The organism is Enterobacteriaceae endosymbiont of Plateumaris sericea (assembly GCF_012562605.1).
Taxonomy (GTDB): Bacteria; Pseudomonadota; Gammaproteobacteria; order Enterobacterales; family Enterobacteriaceae.
This window is the reverse complement of sequence record NZ_CP046224.1, coordinates 482,459-501,845: the sequence shown is the minus strand read 5'-3', so window position 1 is coordinate 501,845 and position 19,387 is coordinate 482,459. Positions and strand designations below refer to the sequence as shown.

At 18.8% G+C, this 19,387-nt stretch carries 17 protein-coding genes; 8 read left to right on the top strand and 9 right to left on the bottom strand.

Annotation, left to right across the window (positions count from 1 at the left end):
* The first annotated feature begins 47 nt into the window (after positions 1-47).
* From pmbA to rpoZ, 3 genes are all read left to right on the top strand, one after another.
* A complete protein-coding gene (gene pmbA / locus GJT84_RS02390; protein ID WP_168867330.1) occupies positions 48-1,391 on the top strand; it encodes a metalloprotease PmbA in 1,344 nt (447 codons plus the stop codon).
* Positions 1,392-1,475: 84 nt separating this feature from the next.
* Positions 1,476-2,102, top strand: coding sequence for a guanylate kinase (gene gmk / locus GJT84_RS02385; RefSeq protein ID WP_168867329.1), 627 nt, complete (start codon positions 1,476-1,478; stop codon positions 2,100-2,102).
* 44 nt (positions 2,103-2,146) lie between these two features.
* On the top strand, positions 2,147-2,407 hold the full coding sequence (gene rpoZ / locus GJT84_RS02380; protein WP_168867328.1) for a DNA-directed RNA polymerase subunit omega: 261 nt from the start codon (positions 2,147-2,149) through the stop codon (positions 2,405-2,407).
* 184 nt (positions 2,408-2,591) lie between these two features.
* Here rpoZ and gyrB read toward each other — a convergent pair whose 3' ends face one another.
* Together gyrB and dnaN are read right to left on the bottom strand one after the other, a co-directional pair.
* Positions 2,592-5,000: a DNA topoisomerase (ATP-hydrolyzing) subunit B gene (gene gyrB, locus GJT84_RS02375; protein WP_168867370.1), complete on the bottom strand. Its 2,409-nt coding sequence runs from the start codon at positions 4,998-5,000 to the stop codon at positions 2,592-2,594.
* Positions 5,001-5,060: 60 nt separating this feature from the next.
* Positions 5,061-6,179, bottom strand: coding sequence for a DNA polymerase III subunit beta (gene dnaN, locus GJT84_RS02370; protein WP_168867327.1), 1,119 nt, complete (start codon positions 6,177-6,179; stop codon positions 5,061-5,063).
* Positions 6,180-6,406: 227 nt separating this feature from the next.
* Here dnaN and rpmH point away from each other — a divergent pair, with 227 nt between their 5' ends.
* From rpmH to mutM, 5 genes are all read left to right on the top strand, one after another.
* The gene (gene rpmH / locus GJT84_RS02365) at positions 6,407-6,553 is read left to right on the top strand and encodes a 50S ribosomal protein L34 (RefSeq protein ID WP_168867326.1); all 147 of its coding nucleotides are present in this window, start codon (positions 6,407-6,409) and stop codon (positions 6,551-6,553) included.
* Positions 6,554-6,568: 15 nt separating this feature from the next.
* Positions 6,569-6,907, top strand: a complete 339-nt coding sequence (gene rnpA, locus GJT84_RS02360; protein ID WP_168867325.1) for a ribonuclease P protein component — start codon at positions 6,569-6,571, stop codon at positions 6,905-6,907.
* Between the two features lie 115 nt (positions 6,908-7,022).
* On the top strand, positions 7,023-8,609 hold the full coding sequence (yidC, locus tag GJT84_RS02355; protein WP_168867324.1) for a membrane protein insertase YidC: 1,587 nt from the start codon (positions 7,023-7,025) through the stop codon (positions 8,607-8,609).
* A gap of 21 nt (positions 8,610-8,630) precedes the next feature.
* On the top strand, positions 8,631-9,992 hold the full coding sequence (gene mnmE, locus GJT84_RS02350) for a tRNA uridine-5-carboxymethylaminomethyl(34) synthesis GTPase MnmE (RefSeq protein ID WP_168867323.1): 1,362 nt from the start codon (positions 8,631-8,633) through the stop codon (positions 9,990-9,992).
* Between the two features lie 15 nt (positions 9,993-10,007).
* Positions 10,008-10,823 carry a bifunctional DNA-formamidopyrimidine glycosylase/DNA-(apurinic or apyrimidinic site) lyase gene (mutM, locus tag GJT84_RS02345; RefSeq protein ID WP_168867322.1) on the top strand — a complete coding sequence of 272 codons (816 nt, stop codon included), beginning with the start codon at positions 10,008-10,010 and terminating at the stop codon, positions 10,821-10,823.
* 91 nt (positions 10,824-10,914) lie between these two features.
* Here the strand turns inward: mutM and potC are convergent, their stop codons facing one another.
* From potC to GJT84_RS02310, 7 genes are all read right to left on the bottom strand, one after another.
* The gene (potC, locus tag GJT84_RS02340; RefSeq protein WP_168867321.1) at positions 10,915-11,730 is read right to left on the bottom strand and encodes a spermidine/putrescine ABC transporter permease PotC; all 816 of its coding nucleotides are present in this window, start codon (positions 11,728-11,730) and stop codon (positions 10,915-10,917) included.
* A 4-nt stretch (positions 11,731-11,734) separates the two neighbouring features.
* On the bottom strand, positions 11,735-12,589 hold the full coding sequence (gene potB, locus GJT84_RS02335; RefSeq protein ID WP_168867320.1) for a spermidine/putrescine ABC transporter permease PotB: 855 nt from the start codon (positions 12,587-12,589) through the stop codon (positions 11,735-11,737).
* On the bottom strand, positions 12,573-13,682 hold the full coding sequence (gene potA, locus GJT84_RS02330; RefSeq protein ID WP_168867319.1) for a spermidine/putrescine ABC transporter ATP-binding protein PotA: 1,110 nt from the start codon (positions 13,680-13,682) through the stop codon (positions 12,573-12,575). The genes potB and potA overlap by 17 nt, the downstream gene beginning before the upstream one ends.
* 83 nt (positions 13,683-13,765) lie before the next feature.
* Entirely contained in the window at positions 13,766-15,145 is a 1,380-nt protein-coding gene (gene purB / locus GJT84_RS02325; protein ID WP_168867318.1) for an adenylosuccinate lyase, read from the bottom strand.
* Positions 15,146-15,163: 18 nt separating this feature from the next.
* Positions 15,164-16,276 carry a tRNA 2-thiouridine(34) synthase MnmA gene (gene mnmA / locus GJT84_RS02320; protein ID WP_168867317.1) on the bottom strand — a complete coding sequence of 371 codons (1,113 nt, stop codon included), beginning with the start codon at positions 16,274-16,276 and terminating at the stop codon, positions 15,164-15,166.
* 57 nt (positions 16,277-16,333) lie between these two features.
* Positions 16,334-18,067, bottom strand: a complete 1,734-nt coding sequence (gene argS / locus GJT84_RS02315; protein ID WP_168867316.1) for an arginine--tRNA ligase — start codon at positions 18,065-18,067, stop codon at positions 16,334-16,336.
* A gap of 26 nt (positions 18,068-18,093) precedes the next feature.
* Entirely contained in the window at positions 18,094-19,242 is a 1,149-nt protein-coding gene (locus GJT84_RS02310; protein WP_168867315.1) for a MalY/PatB family protein, read from the bottom strand.
* Positions 19,243-19,387 lie beyond the last annotated feature (145 nt).

Genomic DNA, 19,387 nt, shown 5'->3' with positions numbered 1-19,387 from the left:
GAGTAATATATAATTAAATAATATAAAAACATAATTAAAAAATAAAAATGGAAATATTCTCAAAAATTATAGAACAACGTAATATATTAGAATCTAAAACATTAGATTCTACAATATTAGCTAAAAAAGAAATTCAAAATTTTGAAATAACAATTAAAAAAACTATTGGATTTAATACTCATATTCGTTATGGAATTATAGAAACATCAGAATTTTATAATAATGAATCATTTTCTATTAATGTATATAAAAATTACCAAAAAGGTTATGCTGAAACTAATAATTTATCTATAAATAATATAAAAAATACTATATACCATGCAGTAAATTTAAGTAATTATACATCATACGATATCTGTTTAGGATTGCCTAAGTATAAATTATTAGCATTAGATAATATTGATTTAAATCTTTTTCATATTTCTAAAATAGATAATATGAAATATATTCTTGTACTTAAAGAAAGTGAAGAAATTGCATTAAATATGGATAAACGTATTATTAATAGTAATGGAGGAGATTTTAATAGTTTCGCAATAATTCATATATTTGCAAATAGTTTAGGAATATTGCAGAGTTATATTTCTACTTATTATTCATTATATCTATCTGTTATAGCTAAAGAAAATAATAAAATGGAATGTAATTATTCATATTCTATTTCAAGATCTACTATAGATTTATATTCTCCTGAAATATTAGGTAAAGATAGTGCAAAAAAATCATTAAATAAATTAGGATCTTGTAAAATTAAAACTCAAAAATCTCCAATAATTTTTTCAAGTGAAATATCATGTTCTTTATTTAAACATTTAGCTCAATTAATTAATGGATATTATGTTTATCAAAAACTAACTTTTTTATTTAATTCATTAAATAAAAAAATTTTTCCAGAATGGTTAAATATTATAGAAAATCCTCATGTTTTAAAAGGATTAGGATCTAAACCATTTGATAATGAAGGAGTATATACAAAAAAAACAATGATAGTAGAAAATGGAATATTAAAAAAATGGTTATTGAATAATTATACAGCAAATAAATTAAATTTAGAAACTAATGGACATGCTGGAGGAATATATAATTGGTATATTAATAGTAAAAATAATATAAATTATAATACTTTAATAAAAAAAATGAATAATGGTTTAATTGTAACTGAATTAATGTCAAATGGAGTTAATAATATTACAGGAGATTATTCTCGTGGAGTATGTGGTTTTTGGGTTGAAAATGGAAAAATAAAATTTCCAGTAAGTGAAATTACAATATCTTCAAACTTAAAAAAAATATGGTTATCTATTTTAGATATTAGTAATGATATTGAAAAAAGAAATTCTATACAATGTGGATCTATTCTTATAGAAGAAATGACAATTTCAGGATTTTAGATATTGCATAATTAATATTATTTATAAATAATATTCTATGGATAAATTATAATTTTTACATATTAATATTTATTTAAATACATTATGACTACAGGAAATCTATTTATTATTTCAGCACCTAGTGGTACTGGTAAATCATTGCTTTTACAATTATTATTAAAAAATAATATATTAAATTTTAATATAAAATTATCAATTTCTTATACAACTAGAATAAAACGTATAGGTGAAATAAATGGTAAAGATTATCATTTTATCTCAAAAAAAAAATTTAAAAAAATGATAATAAATAATGAATTTTTAGAATATGCAAAAGTTTTTGGAAATTATTATGGTACTTCTCAAAAAACTATTAATAATTTATTAAAAAATAATATAGATATTTTTTTAAATATAGATTGGCAAGGAGCTATACAAGTTAGAAAAAAATATTTTCAAGTTTGTAGTATATTTATACTTCCTCCATCAATAAGTGAATTATATAGAAGATTATATGTTAGAGGAAAAGATCATATAGATATAATTAACCAACGTATGTTACAATCAAAAAAAGAAATATATCATTATCATGAATATGATTATCTAATCATTAATAATAATATTCATGATGCAATATTTGATTTAAAAAATATTATTTATGCAGAACATTTAAAAACAAAAATACAATTCAATATATATTATAAGCTTATTAATAAATTATTAAATGAATAAATTTTAATTTATTTTTATATTATATTTTTATACATAGGTTTAAAATGGCTAGATTAACTGTAGAAAATGCAATAAAAAAAATTGGTAATCGTTTTGATTTAATTCTTATAGCTGCAAAAAGAGCAAGACAAATACAAATAAGGGGTAAAAGTCCTTTATTATCTAAAGAAAATGATAAAACAACAGTTTTAGCATTAAGAGAAATTGAAAAAGGATTAATAAATAAAAAAATTTTAAATAATAATGAACAATTTGAAAAACAAGAATTTCATTCTCTAAAAATAAAACCAATAAATTATTATTGATTTATATTATTAAGAAAAAATATTTTTTATTTTACAAAAAAATATTAATAAATAATTTGACTAAATAAATATTTTTATTAAAAAATAATAGCAGTTGCATATTAACTGTTTCTGCTATTTTATAAAAAAATAAAAATAATTTTTTACTGTATATTTATTAATATTTATATATGTCTTTATTATTTTAAATATCAATATTTATTGCTTTTAAAGCATTATTTTTAATAAATAATCTTCTTGGTTCTACTTCATCTCCCATTAATGTAGAAAATAATTTATCTGCACTAATTGCATCTTTTATAGTAACTTTTAACATATTTCTAGTTAAAGGATTCATTGTTGTTTCCCATAATTGACTAGGATTCATTTCTCCTAATCCTTTATATCTTTGAATAGTAAAACTTTTTTTAGATTCTTCAAATAACCATTTTAATCCATCTTCAAAAGAAGTTATATATTTATATTTTTCATTTTTTTTCACAAGATAAATTTGATTTTTTTTAAGTAAATGTAATTTTTTTCCTAAAACACAGATATTATGATATTGATAACTATCAATAAAATCTTTATTTAAAAAATATTCACTTTTATTACCATATTTATTTTCATAAATTACTGGTTCAAAAATATTTAATGCTAAATTTTTTATAATATAACCAGAATATTTAACGTTATTAAATTTATTATTTAAATATAGAATAAAATTATTTAACCATAAATTAACATTTTCATAAGAATCTAATGTTTTTAATTTAAAATTATATAATAAAGAATGTAATATTTTAAATGTAAAACGAGATTTGAAGTATTTTGTTGATTTTTTAAAATTATTATATTCTTGAACTAAATTTAATAATTTATTTCCAGATAATTCTTCTTTTATTTTTTTAAAATAAAATACTGCTTTATTTAAAGCTATATTTAATTGGAAATGTTCCATTTCTTCATTATTTTTAATATAAGATTCTTTATTACCTTTTTTAATTTTATATAAAGGTGGTTGTGCTATATAAATATAACCTTTTTCAATAATTTCTGGCATTTGACGATAAAAAAAAGTTAATAGTAAAGTTCTAATATGAGCTCCATCTACATCAGCATCTGTCATAATAATTATATTATGATAACGTAATTTTTCTAAATTATAATTTTCAGAATTAATATTACATCCTAATGCTGTAATTAAAGTAATAATTTCTTGAGAAGATATAATTTTACTAAATCTAGCTTTTTCTACATTTAAAATTTTACCTTTTAAAGGTAAAATAGCTTGATTTTTTCTATTTCTTCCTTGTTTAGCAGAACCTCCAGCAGAATCTCCTTCAACTAAATAAATTTCAGATAACTTTGGATTATTTTCTTGACAATCTGATAATTTTCCTGGAAGTCTAGATATTTCTGTAAAATTTTGATTACGAGTTATTTCTCTTGTTTTTCTAGCAGCATCTCTTACTTTTGCTGCATAAATTATTTTTTCCACTATATTTTTTGCATCTATAGGATTTTCTAATAAAAAAAACATTAATTGTTCATTTATACAAGATTCTACAGCAGACTTTACTTCAGAAGAAACAAGTTTATCTTTTGTTTGAGAAGAAAATTTTGGTTCTGAAATTTTAATAGATATAATAGCTATTAATCCTTCTCTTGTATCTTCACCTATTGTATTTATTTTATTTTTTTTTATATAACCTTCTTTATCTATATATAATTTTAAAGTTCTTGTTACAGATGTTTTTAAACCTGATAAATGAGAACCACCATCACATTGAGGAATATTATTTGTAAAACAATATATCCTTTCTTTAAAAGAATTATTCCATTGCATAGCAACTTCAATATTAATATTATCTTTTTTTTCATTACAGTAAAAAACTTTTTTATGAATAGATTTTTTAATATTTAAATATTTTATAAAAGCTTTAATTCCTCCTTTATAACAAAAATTATCTTGTTTATTATTATTTTCATCATGAATAGAGATAGAAATTCCTGGATTTAAAAATGATAATTCTCTTAATCTGTTAGACAAGATAATATAATCAAAATTTTTAATTTTAGTAAAAATTTTATTACTGGGCCAAAAACGTATATGAGTTCCAGTATTTTCACTTATTCCTATAATATTTATTTTAGATTGAGGAATACCATTATAATATAATTGTTTATATAATTTTCCATTTCTTTTAATAATTAATTCTAATTTTTCAGATAATGCATTTACTACAGAAATACCAACTCCATGTAAACCACCAGATATTTTATATGATAAATTATCAAATTTTCCTCCAGAATGTAATACAGTCATAATTACTTCTGCTGCTGATGTATTTGTTTCTTTATGAATACCAGTAGGAATACCTCTACCATCATCTTTAATAGAAATAGAATTATCGTTATGTATTATAATATTAATATGTTTACAATAACCAGATAAAGATTCATCAATAGCATTATCTACAACTTCAAATACCATATGATGTAATCCTGTACCATCATCTACATCTCCAATATACATTCCTGGTCTTTTTTTAACTGCATCAAGTCCTTTTAATATTTTTATACTAGATGAATCATAATAATTATTATTTATCAATTCTAACTCTCGTTTATGTTTAAAATAATTTTATAATTTTAATTATTATATAAATTATTAAATTCTCATTGGCATAATTAAATAAATTTTATTATTTTCAATAATATCTTCTATTTTTATACTAGAAAATGAATCAATTAATGAAATTTTTATATATTTATTTTTTAATGTATTTAATACATCTATTAAATATTCAATATTTAAAGATATTTCTATATTATCTTTTGTATTATTATATTCTTCTTCTATATTTAAAATATCTTCTGCTTGTTCATTATCAATATTTCTTCCTAATATTTTTAAATATTTTTTATTAAATAATAATGTAACACCTTTTGTTCTTTCATTAACTAAAATAGCAATACTAAGTAAAGCATTTTTTAAAAGGATTCTATCTATTTTAATTATTTTATAATAAATTTTTGGTATAATTTTTATATATTCTGGAAAAGAATTTTCAATTAATTTGGATGTAAATTTTAAATATTTTAAATTAAAACTAATATTGTTATTATTTATTTTAATTTTTACTATATCATTAGTATTTTTTAATAAACGTAATAATTCTAATATACTTTTTTTAGGAATTATAACTGAATAATTTATTAATATTTCATTTATTAAAATATTACAAACTGATAATCTATGTCCATCAGTAGAAACCATACTTAATATGTTATTTTCAATTTTTAATAATATTCCATTTAAATATGGCCTAACATCCTGATTAGCTATTGAAAAATATGTTGCATCTATTAACATTTTTAATATTTTATTTGTTAAAAAAAATTCTAATTGACCTTCCCAATATTCAATAGTTGGAAAATTTATAGAAGGTAAAGTAGACATAATAAATTTACATTTTTTAGATGAAATTATTACTTGATTATTATCATTAATTAATATATTTATATTAGAATTTATAGGAAAACTTTTACATATATTATAAAATTTTTTACCTGCTATAGTAATAGAGAAATTATATTTATTTTCTATATTTTTTAAAAAAGTAGTTATTTCTATTTCTAAATTAGTACTTTTAAATATAATATCATTATTATTAACTTCTATTAAAATATTATTAATAATAGGTATTATTGGTCTACTAGTAATAATACTTATTATATTTTTTAATGGTAAAATTAATTTTTCTCTGTTAATAATAAGATATTTCATGTTTATATAAATAATTTTATTTAAAATTATGTTAAATATTATTTTATAATTATAAAAATTTATAATAATTTTTCCTAAATAATATATAATTATTATACATTATTTTGATTATATTAATCAAATTATTAATTTTAAACTAAAATAATTAATTATATTTAAATTATATAAATAAATTTTTATTTATGTAATAATAAAATTTAATATAATTTTAATTAGGTAATTTTACAATGAAACGTACTTTTCAACCATCCATATTAAAAAGAAAAAAAACTCATGGATTTAGAGTTAGAATGTCAACAAAAAATGGACGTCATATTATAAATAGACGTCGTAATAAAGGTCGTATTCATTTAACTGTATCTAATAAAAAATAAATTTTAAAATTTAGAATGAGTTATTTAAATTTTTGTAAAAAAAAACGTTTATTGCAATATCATTTTGATTTTATTTTTAAAAATCCATACAGAAAAAGTAATAAATATTATACTATTTTAAGTAGAAAAAATATATTACAATATTCAAGATTAGGTATCATTATACCTAAAAAAAATATAAATAAAGCATATATTAGAAATAAAATTAAAAGAATTATTCGTGAATATTTTCGTTTAAATCAATATAAATTTCCTATTAGAGATTTTATTGTTATATTAACAAATAAGAATATAATTAACATTGATTATATTAATATTAAAAAATATTTAAAAAAATTATGGAGTTTATATTAATATATAAATATATATATTTTTTTAATTAATATCATTTAATTATTAAATAATAAATTTATGTTTAAATTTAATTAAATGATTACTATATTTAAAAAATAATAGAGAAAATTAAATAATGGATTCACAACGTAATATAATTATAATTACTTTTATTTTAATTAGTTTTTTTCTTTTGAATAATTGGCAAAAATTAAATAACTATATAAATATTAGTAATAATATAGAAGATAAAAATAATTTTAAACAGATTAATTTATCTAATAATAAAAACATTATGGTAAAAACAGATAAGTTTTTATTATTTATTAACCCTAACGGAGGTAATATTAGTAAAGCTCAATTAATTAATTATTCAGAAAAACTAAATTCTAAAAAATTATTTACTTTATTAAATAATAATGTAGATTATACTTATCAAGTAAATAGTGGTATTTTTCAAATAAATAAAAAAACATTTGAAAAATATTTTACTCATCCTATTTTTTTTACAGATAAAAATTTTTTTCAACTTAAAAAAAATAAAAATATATTAAAAGTTCCATTATTTTTTTTAAAAAATAACATTTTATATGTTAAAATTTTTATTTTTAAAAGAAATAATTTTTCTATTAATATAGAACATCAATTTTTTAATAAAAGTAATAAAGCTATAGAAGTAGGTATATTTGGTGAAATTAAACAATCTATTAGCATCCCTCAAAAATATTTAGACACAAAAAATAATAGTTTATCTATTAAAGCATTTCGTGGAATAGCTTATTCAACTGAAAATTATAAATATAAAAAACATACATTTAATGATATATTAGTAAATAAAAATATTAATATGATTTCTAGTCAAGGATGGATTGCTATTTTACAACAATATTTTGTTTCTGCTTGGATTTTACCTAAAAATAAAAAAAATATAATATATACAAAAAAAATTGATAATAATACAGTAGGTATTAATTTTAAATCATCTACAAATATTATTTTACCTAAACATAAAAAAATTTTATCATCAACTCTTTGGATAGGTCCTAAAATTCAAGAACAAATGGCAAAAATTGCTCCTTTTTTAGATTTTACTGTTGATTATGGAATATTATGGTTTTTATCAAAACCATTATTTAAATTACTTAATTTATTATATAATTTGATAGGTAATTGGGGAATCGCTATAATTATTATTACTTTAATAGTAAGAATTATGATGTATCCTTTATCTAGAACACAATATATTACTATTGCAAAAATGCGTATTTTACAACCAAAAATACAAAAAATAAAAAAACAATATTCATATGATAAAAATCGTTTAAATCAAGAAATAATAAAGTTATATAAAAAAGAAAAATTAAATCCTTTAGGAGGATGTTTGCCTTTTATTATACAAATGCCAATATTTTTATCATTATATTATATGTTAATTAATTCTGTAGAATTACGTCATGCTCCATTTATTTTTTGGATTAAAGATTTATCATCCCAAGATCCTTATTATGTATTACCAATAATAATGAGTCTTACTATGTATTTTATTCAAAAAACTTCAAAAAATACATATGATGATCCTGTACAAAAAAATATTATGAATGTAATGCCAATTTTTTTTAGTTTGTTTTTTTTATGGTTTCCTGCAGGTTTAGTTTTATATTATATAATAAGTAATATATTAACAATAATACAACAAAAAATTATTTATTCTAAATATAAATAAAAAATATTAATTTGGTATATTATGCAAAATATAACAACAATAGTTGCAAGAGCAACTCCTTTAGGAATTGGTAGTATAGGAATTATAAGAATATCAGGAAAATATTCTAGAGATGTAATAAAAAATATATTACATAAATCTTATATGAAACCTAGATATGCATATTATTTACCTTTTTTTTATAAAAAAAATATAATAGATAAAGGAATAGCACTATGGTTTCCAAAACCTAATTCTTTTACAGGAGAAGATGTTTTTGAATTACAATGTCATGGTGGTCCTATAGTATTAGACTTATTAATTAATCATATTATAACTATTCCTGGTATTAGAATTGCAAAACCTGGAGAATTTACAGAAAGAGCTTTTTTAAATAAAAAAATAGATTTAACTCAAGCAGAAGCAATTAGTGATTTAATTTCAGCTAATTCTAAAGCAGCTGTTTTTTCTGCGATGAATTTACTTAATGGAAAATTTTCATTATTATTAAATAAACTTCAAATAACCATTATTAATCTTAGAACTAATATTGAATCTTTTGTTGAATTTGAAGAAAATAAAATAAAATTTTTTAAAAAAGATATTTTAATTCAATTAGAAAAATTATTAAATAATTTATCAAATATAATAAAATATGTTAATAATGGAATAAATCTTAGAGAAGGAATAAAAATTATTTTAATAGGTCCACCTAATTCTGGAAAATCTAGTTTAATGAATTTACTCTCTGAAAGAGAAGTATCTATTATTACTGATATTCCTGGTACTACTAGAGATATTTTATATGAAAAAATTTATATAAATTCTGTTCCAATACAAATTATTGATACAGCTGGAATTAGAAAAACTAATAATCAAATTGAAAACATTGGAATAAAAAAAACTATTAATGAAATTAATAAAACAAATTATTTATTTTTAATAGTAAATGATAATATAACTAATAATAATTTATCCAAAATTATAAATAATTATTTAATTCATTTTAAGAAAAAAATACCAATAATTATTATTAGAAATAAAATAGATTTAACATGTAATAATCCAGAAATTATAACAAAAGATAAATTTGTTACCATTAAATTATCAGTTAAAACTAAAGAAGGTATTCCTATATTAATAGATTATATTAAAAAAAATATTACTTATACTCATAATACTGAAGATATTTTTACTGCAAGAGAAAGACATATTGATATATTAAAATCAGTATTTAAATATATTAAAGAAGGACAGTTAATATTTTCATCTGTTAATTCTCCAATTGAATTATTATCAGAGAATTTAAGATTAGCTCAAATGGAACTTGATAATATAACTGGAAAATTTACATCTAAAGATTTATTAGAAAGTATTTTTTCTAAATTTTGTATTGGTAAATAAATTTGTTGATTTTAAATGCCTGAACTACCAGAAATAGAAGTTATTAAAAATATAATTTTACCTTATTTAAAGGGTTACATTATTAATTATTCTATAGTAAGAAATATAAAATTAAAATATTTAATACCAAAAGAAATAATTAATATTAGCAATCAAAAAATTATAGATATAAAACGTCGTGGAAGATATATAATATTTTTATTACAAAATAATTCAATTATTATTCATTTAGGAATGACAGGAAATTTATTAATAATTAATAAAAAAAATATAAAAATATTTAAACATGATCATATAGATTTAATAATTAATAATAATATTATATTACGTTATTCAGATGTTAGAAGGTTTGGATTTTGGATATGGTGTAATAAAAATTATAAAGAAAATATTTTTTTAAAAAAATTAGGCCTTGAACCTCTTTCAAATGAATTTAATAAAATATATTTATATAAAATTACTCAGAAAAAAAAAATACCTATAAAAGTATTATTAATGATGAATGAAATAGTTGTAGGTATTGGAAATATATATTCGAATGAATCATTATTCATTTCAAAAATATTACCTTATAGAAAATCTAATACTTTAACTTTTATAGAAATAGATATTTTAATTAAAAATATTAAATATATATTATATAAATCCATAATAAATGGAGGTACTTCAATATGTAATTACATAAATCCTTATAATAAAAAAGGATCTTTTAATAAATTTATATTTGTATATGGAAGAAATAATAAATTATGTAAAATATGTAAAACAAAAATTGTTAAAATAATTCAAAGAAATAGAAGTACTTTTTTTTGTTCTGTATGTCAAAATTAATTTTTTATATAAATATTATTTTTATTTAAAACTTATTTAATTAAATTAATAAAATATTTTTTAATATTGAAATAAATAATTTAATTATAAATTATTTATTAGATTTTTTTTTAAAATAATTAATTTGATAATAATTTTTATAAAAATTATTTAGAATAATTCTACTAGATAAAACTAATAATAAAGAAATCATAATTAATATAGTAGCTAAAGCATTAATTTCAGGAGAAATACCTATTTTAACCATAGAATAAATTTTTAATGGTAATATTTCGTATGTAGGTCCAGTTACAAATGTTGATATTGTTATATCATCCATAGATAAAGCAAAACTTAATAACCAACTAGATAATATTGTAGGTAATATTAATGGTAATATAATTTTTATTATAATAACACTATCACTAGCTCCTAAATCTTTAGCCGCATCTAAAATACGACTATCAAAATTTTTTAATCTAGAATGTACTGTAATAACAACATATGGAAGACAAAAAGTGATATGAGAAACTAATAATGTCCAAAATCCTAATGTAAAATTAAATAATATAAATAATAATAATAAAGAAATTGCCATAATAATATCAGGAGATACAATTACTATAAATAATAAAATACTAATAAAAGATTTAAAATATACATTACAATAATATAAAGTAATAGCAGTTAAAAAACCCATTATTGTTGCACATGTTGCAGTAATTATAGCAATTATTAATGAATGATATGTTGCTTCTAATAAAAAATGATTATTTATAATAGAATAATACCATTTAATACTAAATCCCTGCCATTGATTTCCAAAAATAGATAAATTAAAAGAATTTATTATAAGAATAATTATAGGAATATAAAACCAACTATATACTAAAATTATAAAAATATTACGTAATAAATATTTAAACATTATTTTAAAATTCCTTTTTATTAAAAAATTTTATTAATTTATAATATAATATTAAAAATATTCCCGTAATTAATATTACTATATTACTTAAAGTAGCACCTAACGGCCAATCTCTTATATTAAGAAATTGATTTTTTATAATATTACCTATTAATAAATTTTTAGATCCTCCCATTAAATCTGAAATATAAAACATTCCCATAGCAGGTAAAAAAACTAGTAAACATCCTGAAATAATTCCTGGAAATGTTAATGGTAATATTATATAAATAAAAATTTTCCAAGATTTAGCTCCTAAATCTTTAGCTGCTTCTATACAAAACATATCTAATTTTTCTAAACTAGAATATATTGGTATAATCATAAAAGGTAATAGAATATATACTAATCCTAAAATAACAGCAAAAGATGTATATATAATATGTATAGGATGATTAATTAATTTTAAATAAAGAAGAATATTATTAAAATAACCATTTATACTAAAAAAACTTTTTAAACAAAAAATCCTAATTAATGAATTAATCCAAAAAGGTAAAAATAAAAAAAATAACATTAAAGATCTATAATGATGAGATATTTTAATAAGACACCATGAAAATAAAAATCCAATAATAAGACAAATTAATGTTGTTATTAAGGATATATATAAAGAATAAATAAATATATTTAGATATAATGCATCTAGTATTAGTTTATAATTATGCAAAGTTAAATTAAATTTAATAAAATTACTATCATCTTTTGTTAAAAAACTAATAATAATTATTATTAAATTTGGAAGGAAAATAAATAATAATAACCAACTTATTACTATTAAAATTATTATTTTTCTAGAATATTTAGTTATTTTCTTCATAAGGTAATACTACCTCCCATGTTTCAACCCAATTAATTATCATTTTTTGGTTAATAGAATGATCAAAATTAGGATCATCTTCATTAAAAAATTCACTTACAGTAATTATTTTACCATTTTCAAGTTCTAAAGTAGATTCTAATGTCATACCTTTATAACTTTGATCTTTAACATATCCAATTAAACCATTATATTTATTATTATTTATTTCTTTAATTCTTAAATCTTCTGGTCTTAATAAAACATGTATTTTTTCTCCTGGAATAATAGGAAATGGAACTTTTATATTACATAAATAACCTTCTAAATCAGCTATTACTTGTGCATTATTTAATTTTTTTATAATAGTAGCATTAAATATATTTATATCGCCTATAAATTTAGCAATAAATAAATTTTTTGGTTCTTCATATATTTCTCTAGGAGTACCATCTTGTTCTATTTTACCATTACGTAATACAATAATACGGTCCGATATTGTTAATGCTTCTTCTTGATTATGAGTCACAAATACAAAAGTAATTCCTAATTTTCTTTGTAATATTTTTAATTCATTTTGCATTTTTTTTCTTAATCTATAATCTAAAGCTGATAATGATTCATCTAGAAGCAAAATTCTAGGTTTATTAATAACAGCTCTAGCAATAGCTACTCTTTGTTGTTGTCCCCCAGATAATTCATGAGGTTTTCTATTTGCAAAATTTTGTAATTGAACCATATTTAAAATATTTTTTACACTAGATAATATTTCTTTATATGGTTTTTTTTGCATTTTTAATCCAAAAGCAATATTATCAAATACAGACATATGAGGAAATAAAGCATAACTTTGAAAAACAGTATTAGTTTGTCTATGTTCTGCTGGAGTATTAGTAATTATTTTTTGATCTAACATAATAGAACCACTATCAACTTTTTCTAATCCAGCTATTAATCTTAAAATTGTTGTTTTACCACAACCTGATGGTCCTAATAAAGTAATAAATTCACCATTATGTATTGTTAAACAAAAATTAGAAAGAACTTTTTTACCAAAAAAAGATTTACTAATATTATTAAGAGTAACTAATACTTCTTTAATATTTTTTCTCATGAATGAACTCTAACTAATATGATTAAATAAATTATTTTATTAAATATATTTATAACTTAAAAACTAAAATATAAATTTAATTTTTAAGTTATAAATTTATTAAAATTATTTGTTAATTCTATAGCATAACCGATATAATTATTAGGAGTAATGTTTTTCAAAAATAATTTTTCTTTATTAGGTATATTTAATTTATCAATAAAATCATGTATATTTTGTAATGAAATATTTTTTCCTTGAGTTAGTTTTTTTATTTTTTCATATGCGTTTTTAATATTATATTTTTTCATAATAGTTTGGATTGCTTCACCAATTACTTGCCAATTTTCTTCTAATGCTTGTTTTAGAAATTTTTTATTTATTTTTAATTGTTTAATACCTTTTATTGTACTAATATATGATATTATTGAATAACCTATAGCTACACCAATATTTCTCATAACAGTAGAATCTGTTAAATCTCTTTGCCATCTAGAAATAGGTAATTTATTTGCCATATGTTGCATAATTGCATTAGCCATTCCTAAATTTCCTTCTGATTTTTCAAATAAAATAGGATTTATTTTATGAGGCATTGTTGATGAACCAATATGTTTTTTATAAAATTTTTGATCGAAATATTTTAATGATATATATCCCCAAATATCTCTATTAAAATCAATAAGAATATTATTAAAACGTATCATACAATGAAATATTTCAGCAATATAGTCATGAGGTTCTATTTGAGTAGTATAAGGATTCCAAGTAATTTTTAATGATTCAACAAAATTTTTACTTAATTTATGCCAATTAATATTAGGATATGCTGTTTTATGAGCATTATAATTACCTACAGCACCATTAATTTTACCTAAAATATTTATTTTTTTAAATTGATTAATTTGTGTTTTTATACGATATACATAATTAATCATTTCTTTACCAATAGTAGATGGAGTTGCTGGTTGTCCATGTGTATGAGATAACATAGTAACATTACTATATTTTAATGCTAATTTTTTTATAGTGGACATAACTTTTATCCATATAGATAAAATATTATTTTTTGATATATTTAACATTATTGCATATGATAAATTATTAATATCTTCTGATGTACATGCAAAATGAACAAATTCTGATATTTTTTTTAATGAATCATGTTTTTTTATTTTACTTTTTAAAAAATATTCTATTGCTTTAACATCATGATTTATATCATATTCTATTTTTTTTATTGCAAGAGCATCATATTCATTAAAATTAGTAATAATTTTATTTAAAAAATTTGTTTCTTCTATAGAAAATTTAGATATTTCTTTAATATTAGAATTTTGGGAAAGAAATTTTAACCAATTAATTTCAATTTTTAATCTAAATTTCATTAAACTATATTCACTAAAAATATCTTTTAAAAAAACTAAATCATTATGATATCTACCATCTAAAGGAGATAAAGCAGTAAGATGAAATAATTTCATTTATATAAAACCTTTGAATTAATCAATTATATTATTATTCATATATGAAATTTTTTTTTCTATTATTCCTCCACCTAAACAAATAGATCCAGAATAAAAAACAGCTGATTGTCCAGGAGTAATACTAGATATTGGATTATTAAATAAAACTTTAATTTTATTATTACTTAATAATTTTATTTTACAACATATTTCTTTTTGTCTATATCTAGTTTTAATAGAACAAATTTTTGGTATTTTAAATGGATAATTAATCCAAGTAATATTTTTTGCTATTAATCCAATAGAAAATAAATAAGGATTATTTTTTCCTTGAGCTACAATTAAAATATTTTTTTTCATATCTTTCTTAATAACATACCATGGATCAGAATTATTATTATTTAATATACCTCCTATTCCTATTCTTTTACGTTGTCCTAATGTATAATGTATTAATCCTTTATGTTTTCCAATAATTTTTCCATTAAGATTAATAATATTTCCTTCTTTTGTAGATAAATATTTATTTAAAAATTCTGGAAATTTTTTTTCACCTATAAAACATATTCCTGTAGAATCTTTTTTTTTTGCATTTATAAAATTTAATTTTTCTGCTATTTTACGAACTTCAATTTTATTTAAATATCCTATTGGAAATAAAATTTTTGTTAATTGTTTTTCTTTAATTGTATATAAAAAATAACTTTGATCTTTATTTTTATCAATTCCTTTTAATAAATGAAATTGATGTTTAATTTTTTTACATCTAACATAATGTCCTGTACTTATAAAGTCCGCACCTAAATTTTTTAAAGCAAAATTCATAAAATACTTAAATTTTATTATTTTATTACATAAAACATCAGGATTTGGAGTATTACCTATTTTATATTCATAAAGAAAATTTTTAAAAACATATTCCCAATATTCAAAAGAAAAATTAATTTTATGTAAATAAATATTTAATTGATTACAAATTGTTTCTGCATCATATAAATCTTTTTTAATATTACAATTTTTAGTATCATCTTCTTCCCAATTTTTCATAAATAATCCTTCTACTTGATAATTTTGATTTTTTAATAACCAAGCAGATACTGAAGAATCAACACCACCAGAAATAGCAATTATTACTTTTTTTTTATACATGATAATATCTATTATTTTATATTAATTAAATATATAAATTATTTAATTTAAATTATTTTACATTTTATTAATTGTTTTAATACCTAAAAGATTTAATCCTTTTTTTAAAAATTTAGTAGTAGTAAATACTATTGTTAATCTACTCATTTTAATTAAATTATTATTTATATTTAATATGTTACAATTTTCATAAAAATTAGAAAATAATGTAGTAATTTTATATAACCAATTACATAATATGTGTGGAGTACCATTTTTAGCCACTTTTAAAATTATTTCTTCAAACTCTAAAAAAGTAATAGCTAAATTAATTTCATAATTATTAGAGAATGTTATTTCATAATTTAAAAAATTATTAAAATTAATTTTTGATTTTATTAATATTGATTTTGCTCTTACATAAGCATATTGGATATAAGGTGCTGTATTTCCATTTAAAGAAAGCATATCATCCCAATTAAACACATAATTAGTTATTCTATTTTTAGATAATTCAGAATATTTAATTGCTGCAATACCTATTACAGAAGATAAATTATCTAATTCATTTTTTTTAATCATAGGATTTTTTTGTAAAATTACTTTTTTTGATCTTATTATAGATTCTTCTATTAAATTATTTAATTTTATATTTTCTCCTGTACGTGTTTTAAATGGTTTATTATTATTATCTAATATCATTCCAAACATATGATGTTCTAATTTTACATGTAAAGGAACATAATTAGCTTTTTTTGCTATTAAAAATATTTGTTTTAAATATTGACTTTGTCTTGCATCTACATAATATATGATACGATCAGCTTTTAATATTTTACAACGATATTTTATACAAGCAATATCAGTAGTTGCATAAAGATATCCTCCATCTTTTTTTTGTATAATAATTGCCATTGTAGTTCCATTTTTATTTTTTATTTTTTTTATAGGAACAACAATTGCACCATTACTATTAATAGCTAAACCTTTATTTTTTAAATCTAAAATTATTTTAGGTAGCATATGATTATATGTACTTTCACCAAAAGTATCTTTTGAAGTTAATGAAACATTAAGTTTTTTATATAACATATAATTATAATTCATAGTAATTTGAACAAATTTTTTCCATATTTTTAAACAACATGGATCATTATTTTGTAATTTTACAACATATTTTCTAGATTTTTCAGCAAAATGTTTATTGTTATTATATTTAATTTGTGCTTCTTTATAAAATTCATTTAAATCAGATAAAAATATTTTTTTTTCTTTATGTTGTTTAAATTCTAAAAATGCAATTAACATTCCAAATTGTGTACCCCAATCACCTATATGATTAACTTTTATTACATTATGTCCTAAAAAAATTAATATACGTACAACTGAATCTCCTATAATTGTAGATCTTAAATGTCCAACATGCATTTCCTTTGCAATATTAGGGCTTGAATAATCTATTATAATATTTTTAACTTTTATTTCATTTAAAATACCTAATTTAGGAGTATTTAATAATAAATTTATTTGTTTAGATATCCATTTATCTTTAATAAAAATATTAATAAATCCTAAATGTGATATTTCTATTTTTTTTATTACATGTTTTAAATTCATATTTTGTATTACTTTTTCTGCTAATTTTTTAGGGTTTTGACCTAATTTTATAGCAGCTGATATAATGCCATTTACTTGATAATGTCCAAATTTTATTTTTTTACATTGGCGTAATATTACATTATATTTTAATGGAATACCTGATTTTAACATTGCATCCTGAATATTTTCTGAAAGAATTGTTTGAATATTCATTCATTTTACCTAATTAAATAAATTTTTTATAATTGATTAATTGCATATTCTATTCTTTTTAACGCCTTTTTTAATATATCATGAGTACAAGCAAAATTAAACCTAATAAAATTTTCATCTCCAAAATCTTTTCCTGAAGATAATCCTATACCATATTTTTCAAAAAATAATGTTGGATTTGAAATTTTCATTTGAGAGCAATTAATCCAACCAAGATATGTAGCTTCTGGTTTTAACATACTTACATAAGGAAGTTTATTTATTGTATAAAATAAAAGATCACGATTAATTTTTAAATATTCAATTTGGTTATTTAACCAATCATTACCATTTTTCCATGCAGATTCTGCTGCAATACATGATAATATATCTATATTAGGATTAATTCCTTGTTTAAATAAATTAAATTTATCACGTAATTTTTTATTAGGAATAATAGCTATTGCAAAATTTAATCCTGATATATTAAATGATTTAGATGGAGACATAAGAGTTATAGTACATTGTGCAGCATCATTATTAAGAGATGCAAATGGTATATGTTGTATATGTTTTTCTAAAATTAAATCACAATGTATTTCATCAGAACAAACAATTAAATTATATTTTTTAACAAATTCTAAAATTTTTTCTAATTCATGATATTTATACGATGTTCCTACTGGATTATGTGGATTACATAACATTATTAATTTTTCATTACCATTCATATTTCTATTTAAATAATTATAATCTATAACTAATCTATTATTTATTTGTATTAATTTTATATATTTTGTAAATCTTTTAGCTAAATTAGTTGCATATATAAATGGAGGATATATAGGAATAGGGATGATTATAGAATTTTTATTAGTAGTAAAAGTTCTTATAGTTAAATGTAATCCACAAACAACTCCATTAATATATATAATCCATTCAGGATTAATTTTCCATTTATAATTTTTCCATAATCTTTCAATAATAATATTTGATAAATTTTTTGGAAAAATTCCATATCCTAGAATACCATGGTTAATTCTTTCTTTTAATGCTTTTAATATATATGGTGGACAAGAAAAATCACTATCAGCTATCCATAAAGGAATAATATTTTTATTATATTTATTCCATTTTAAACTGTCACTATTTGATCTATCAATAAATTTATCAAAATTATATTTTTTTTTTATCATTGTAATTAATTAAATTATTAAAATTTTAATTATATCAAATTAATTTAATATGAAAATATTTCATTTTATTTAAAAATAATTATTTATACTTTTTATAAATGTTTTTATAAAATATTTTTATATTAACATTAATTAATATTAATTA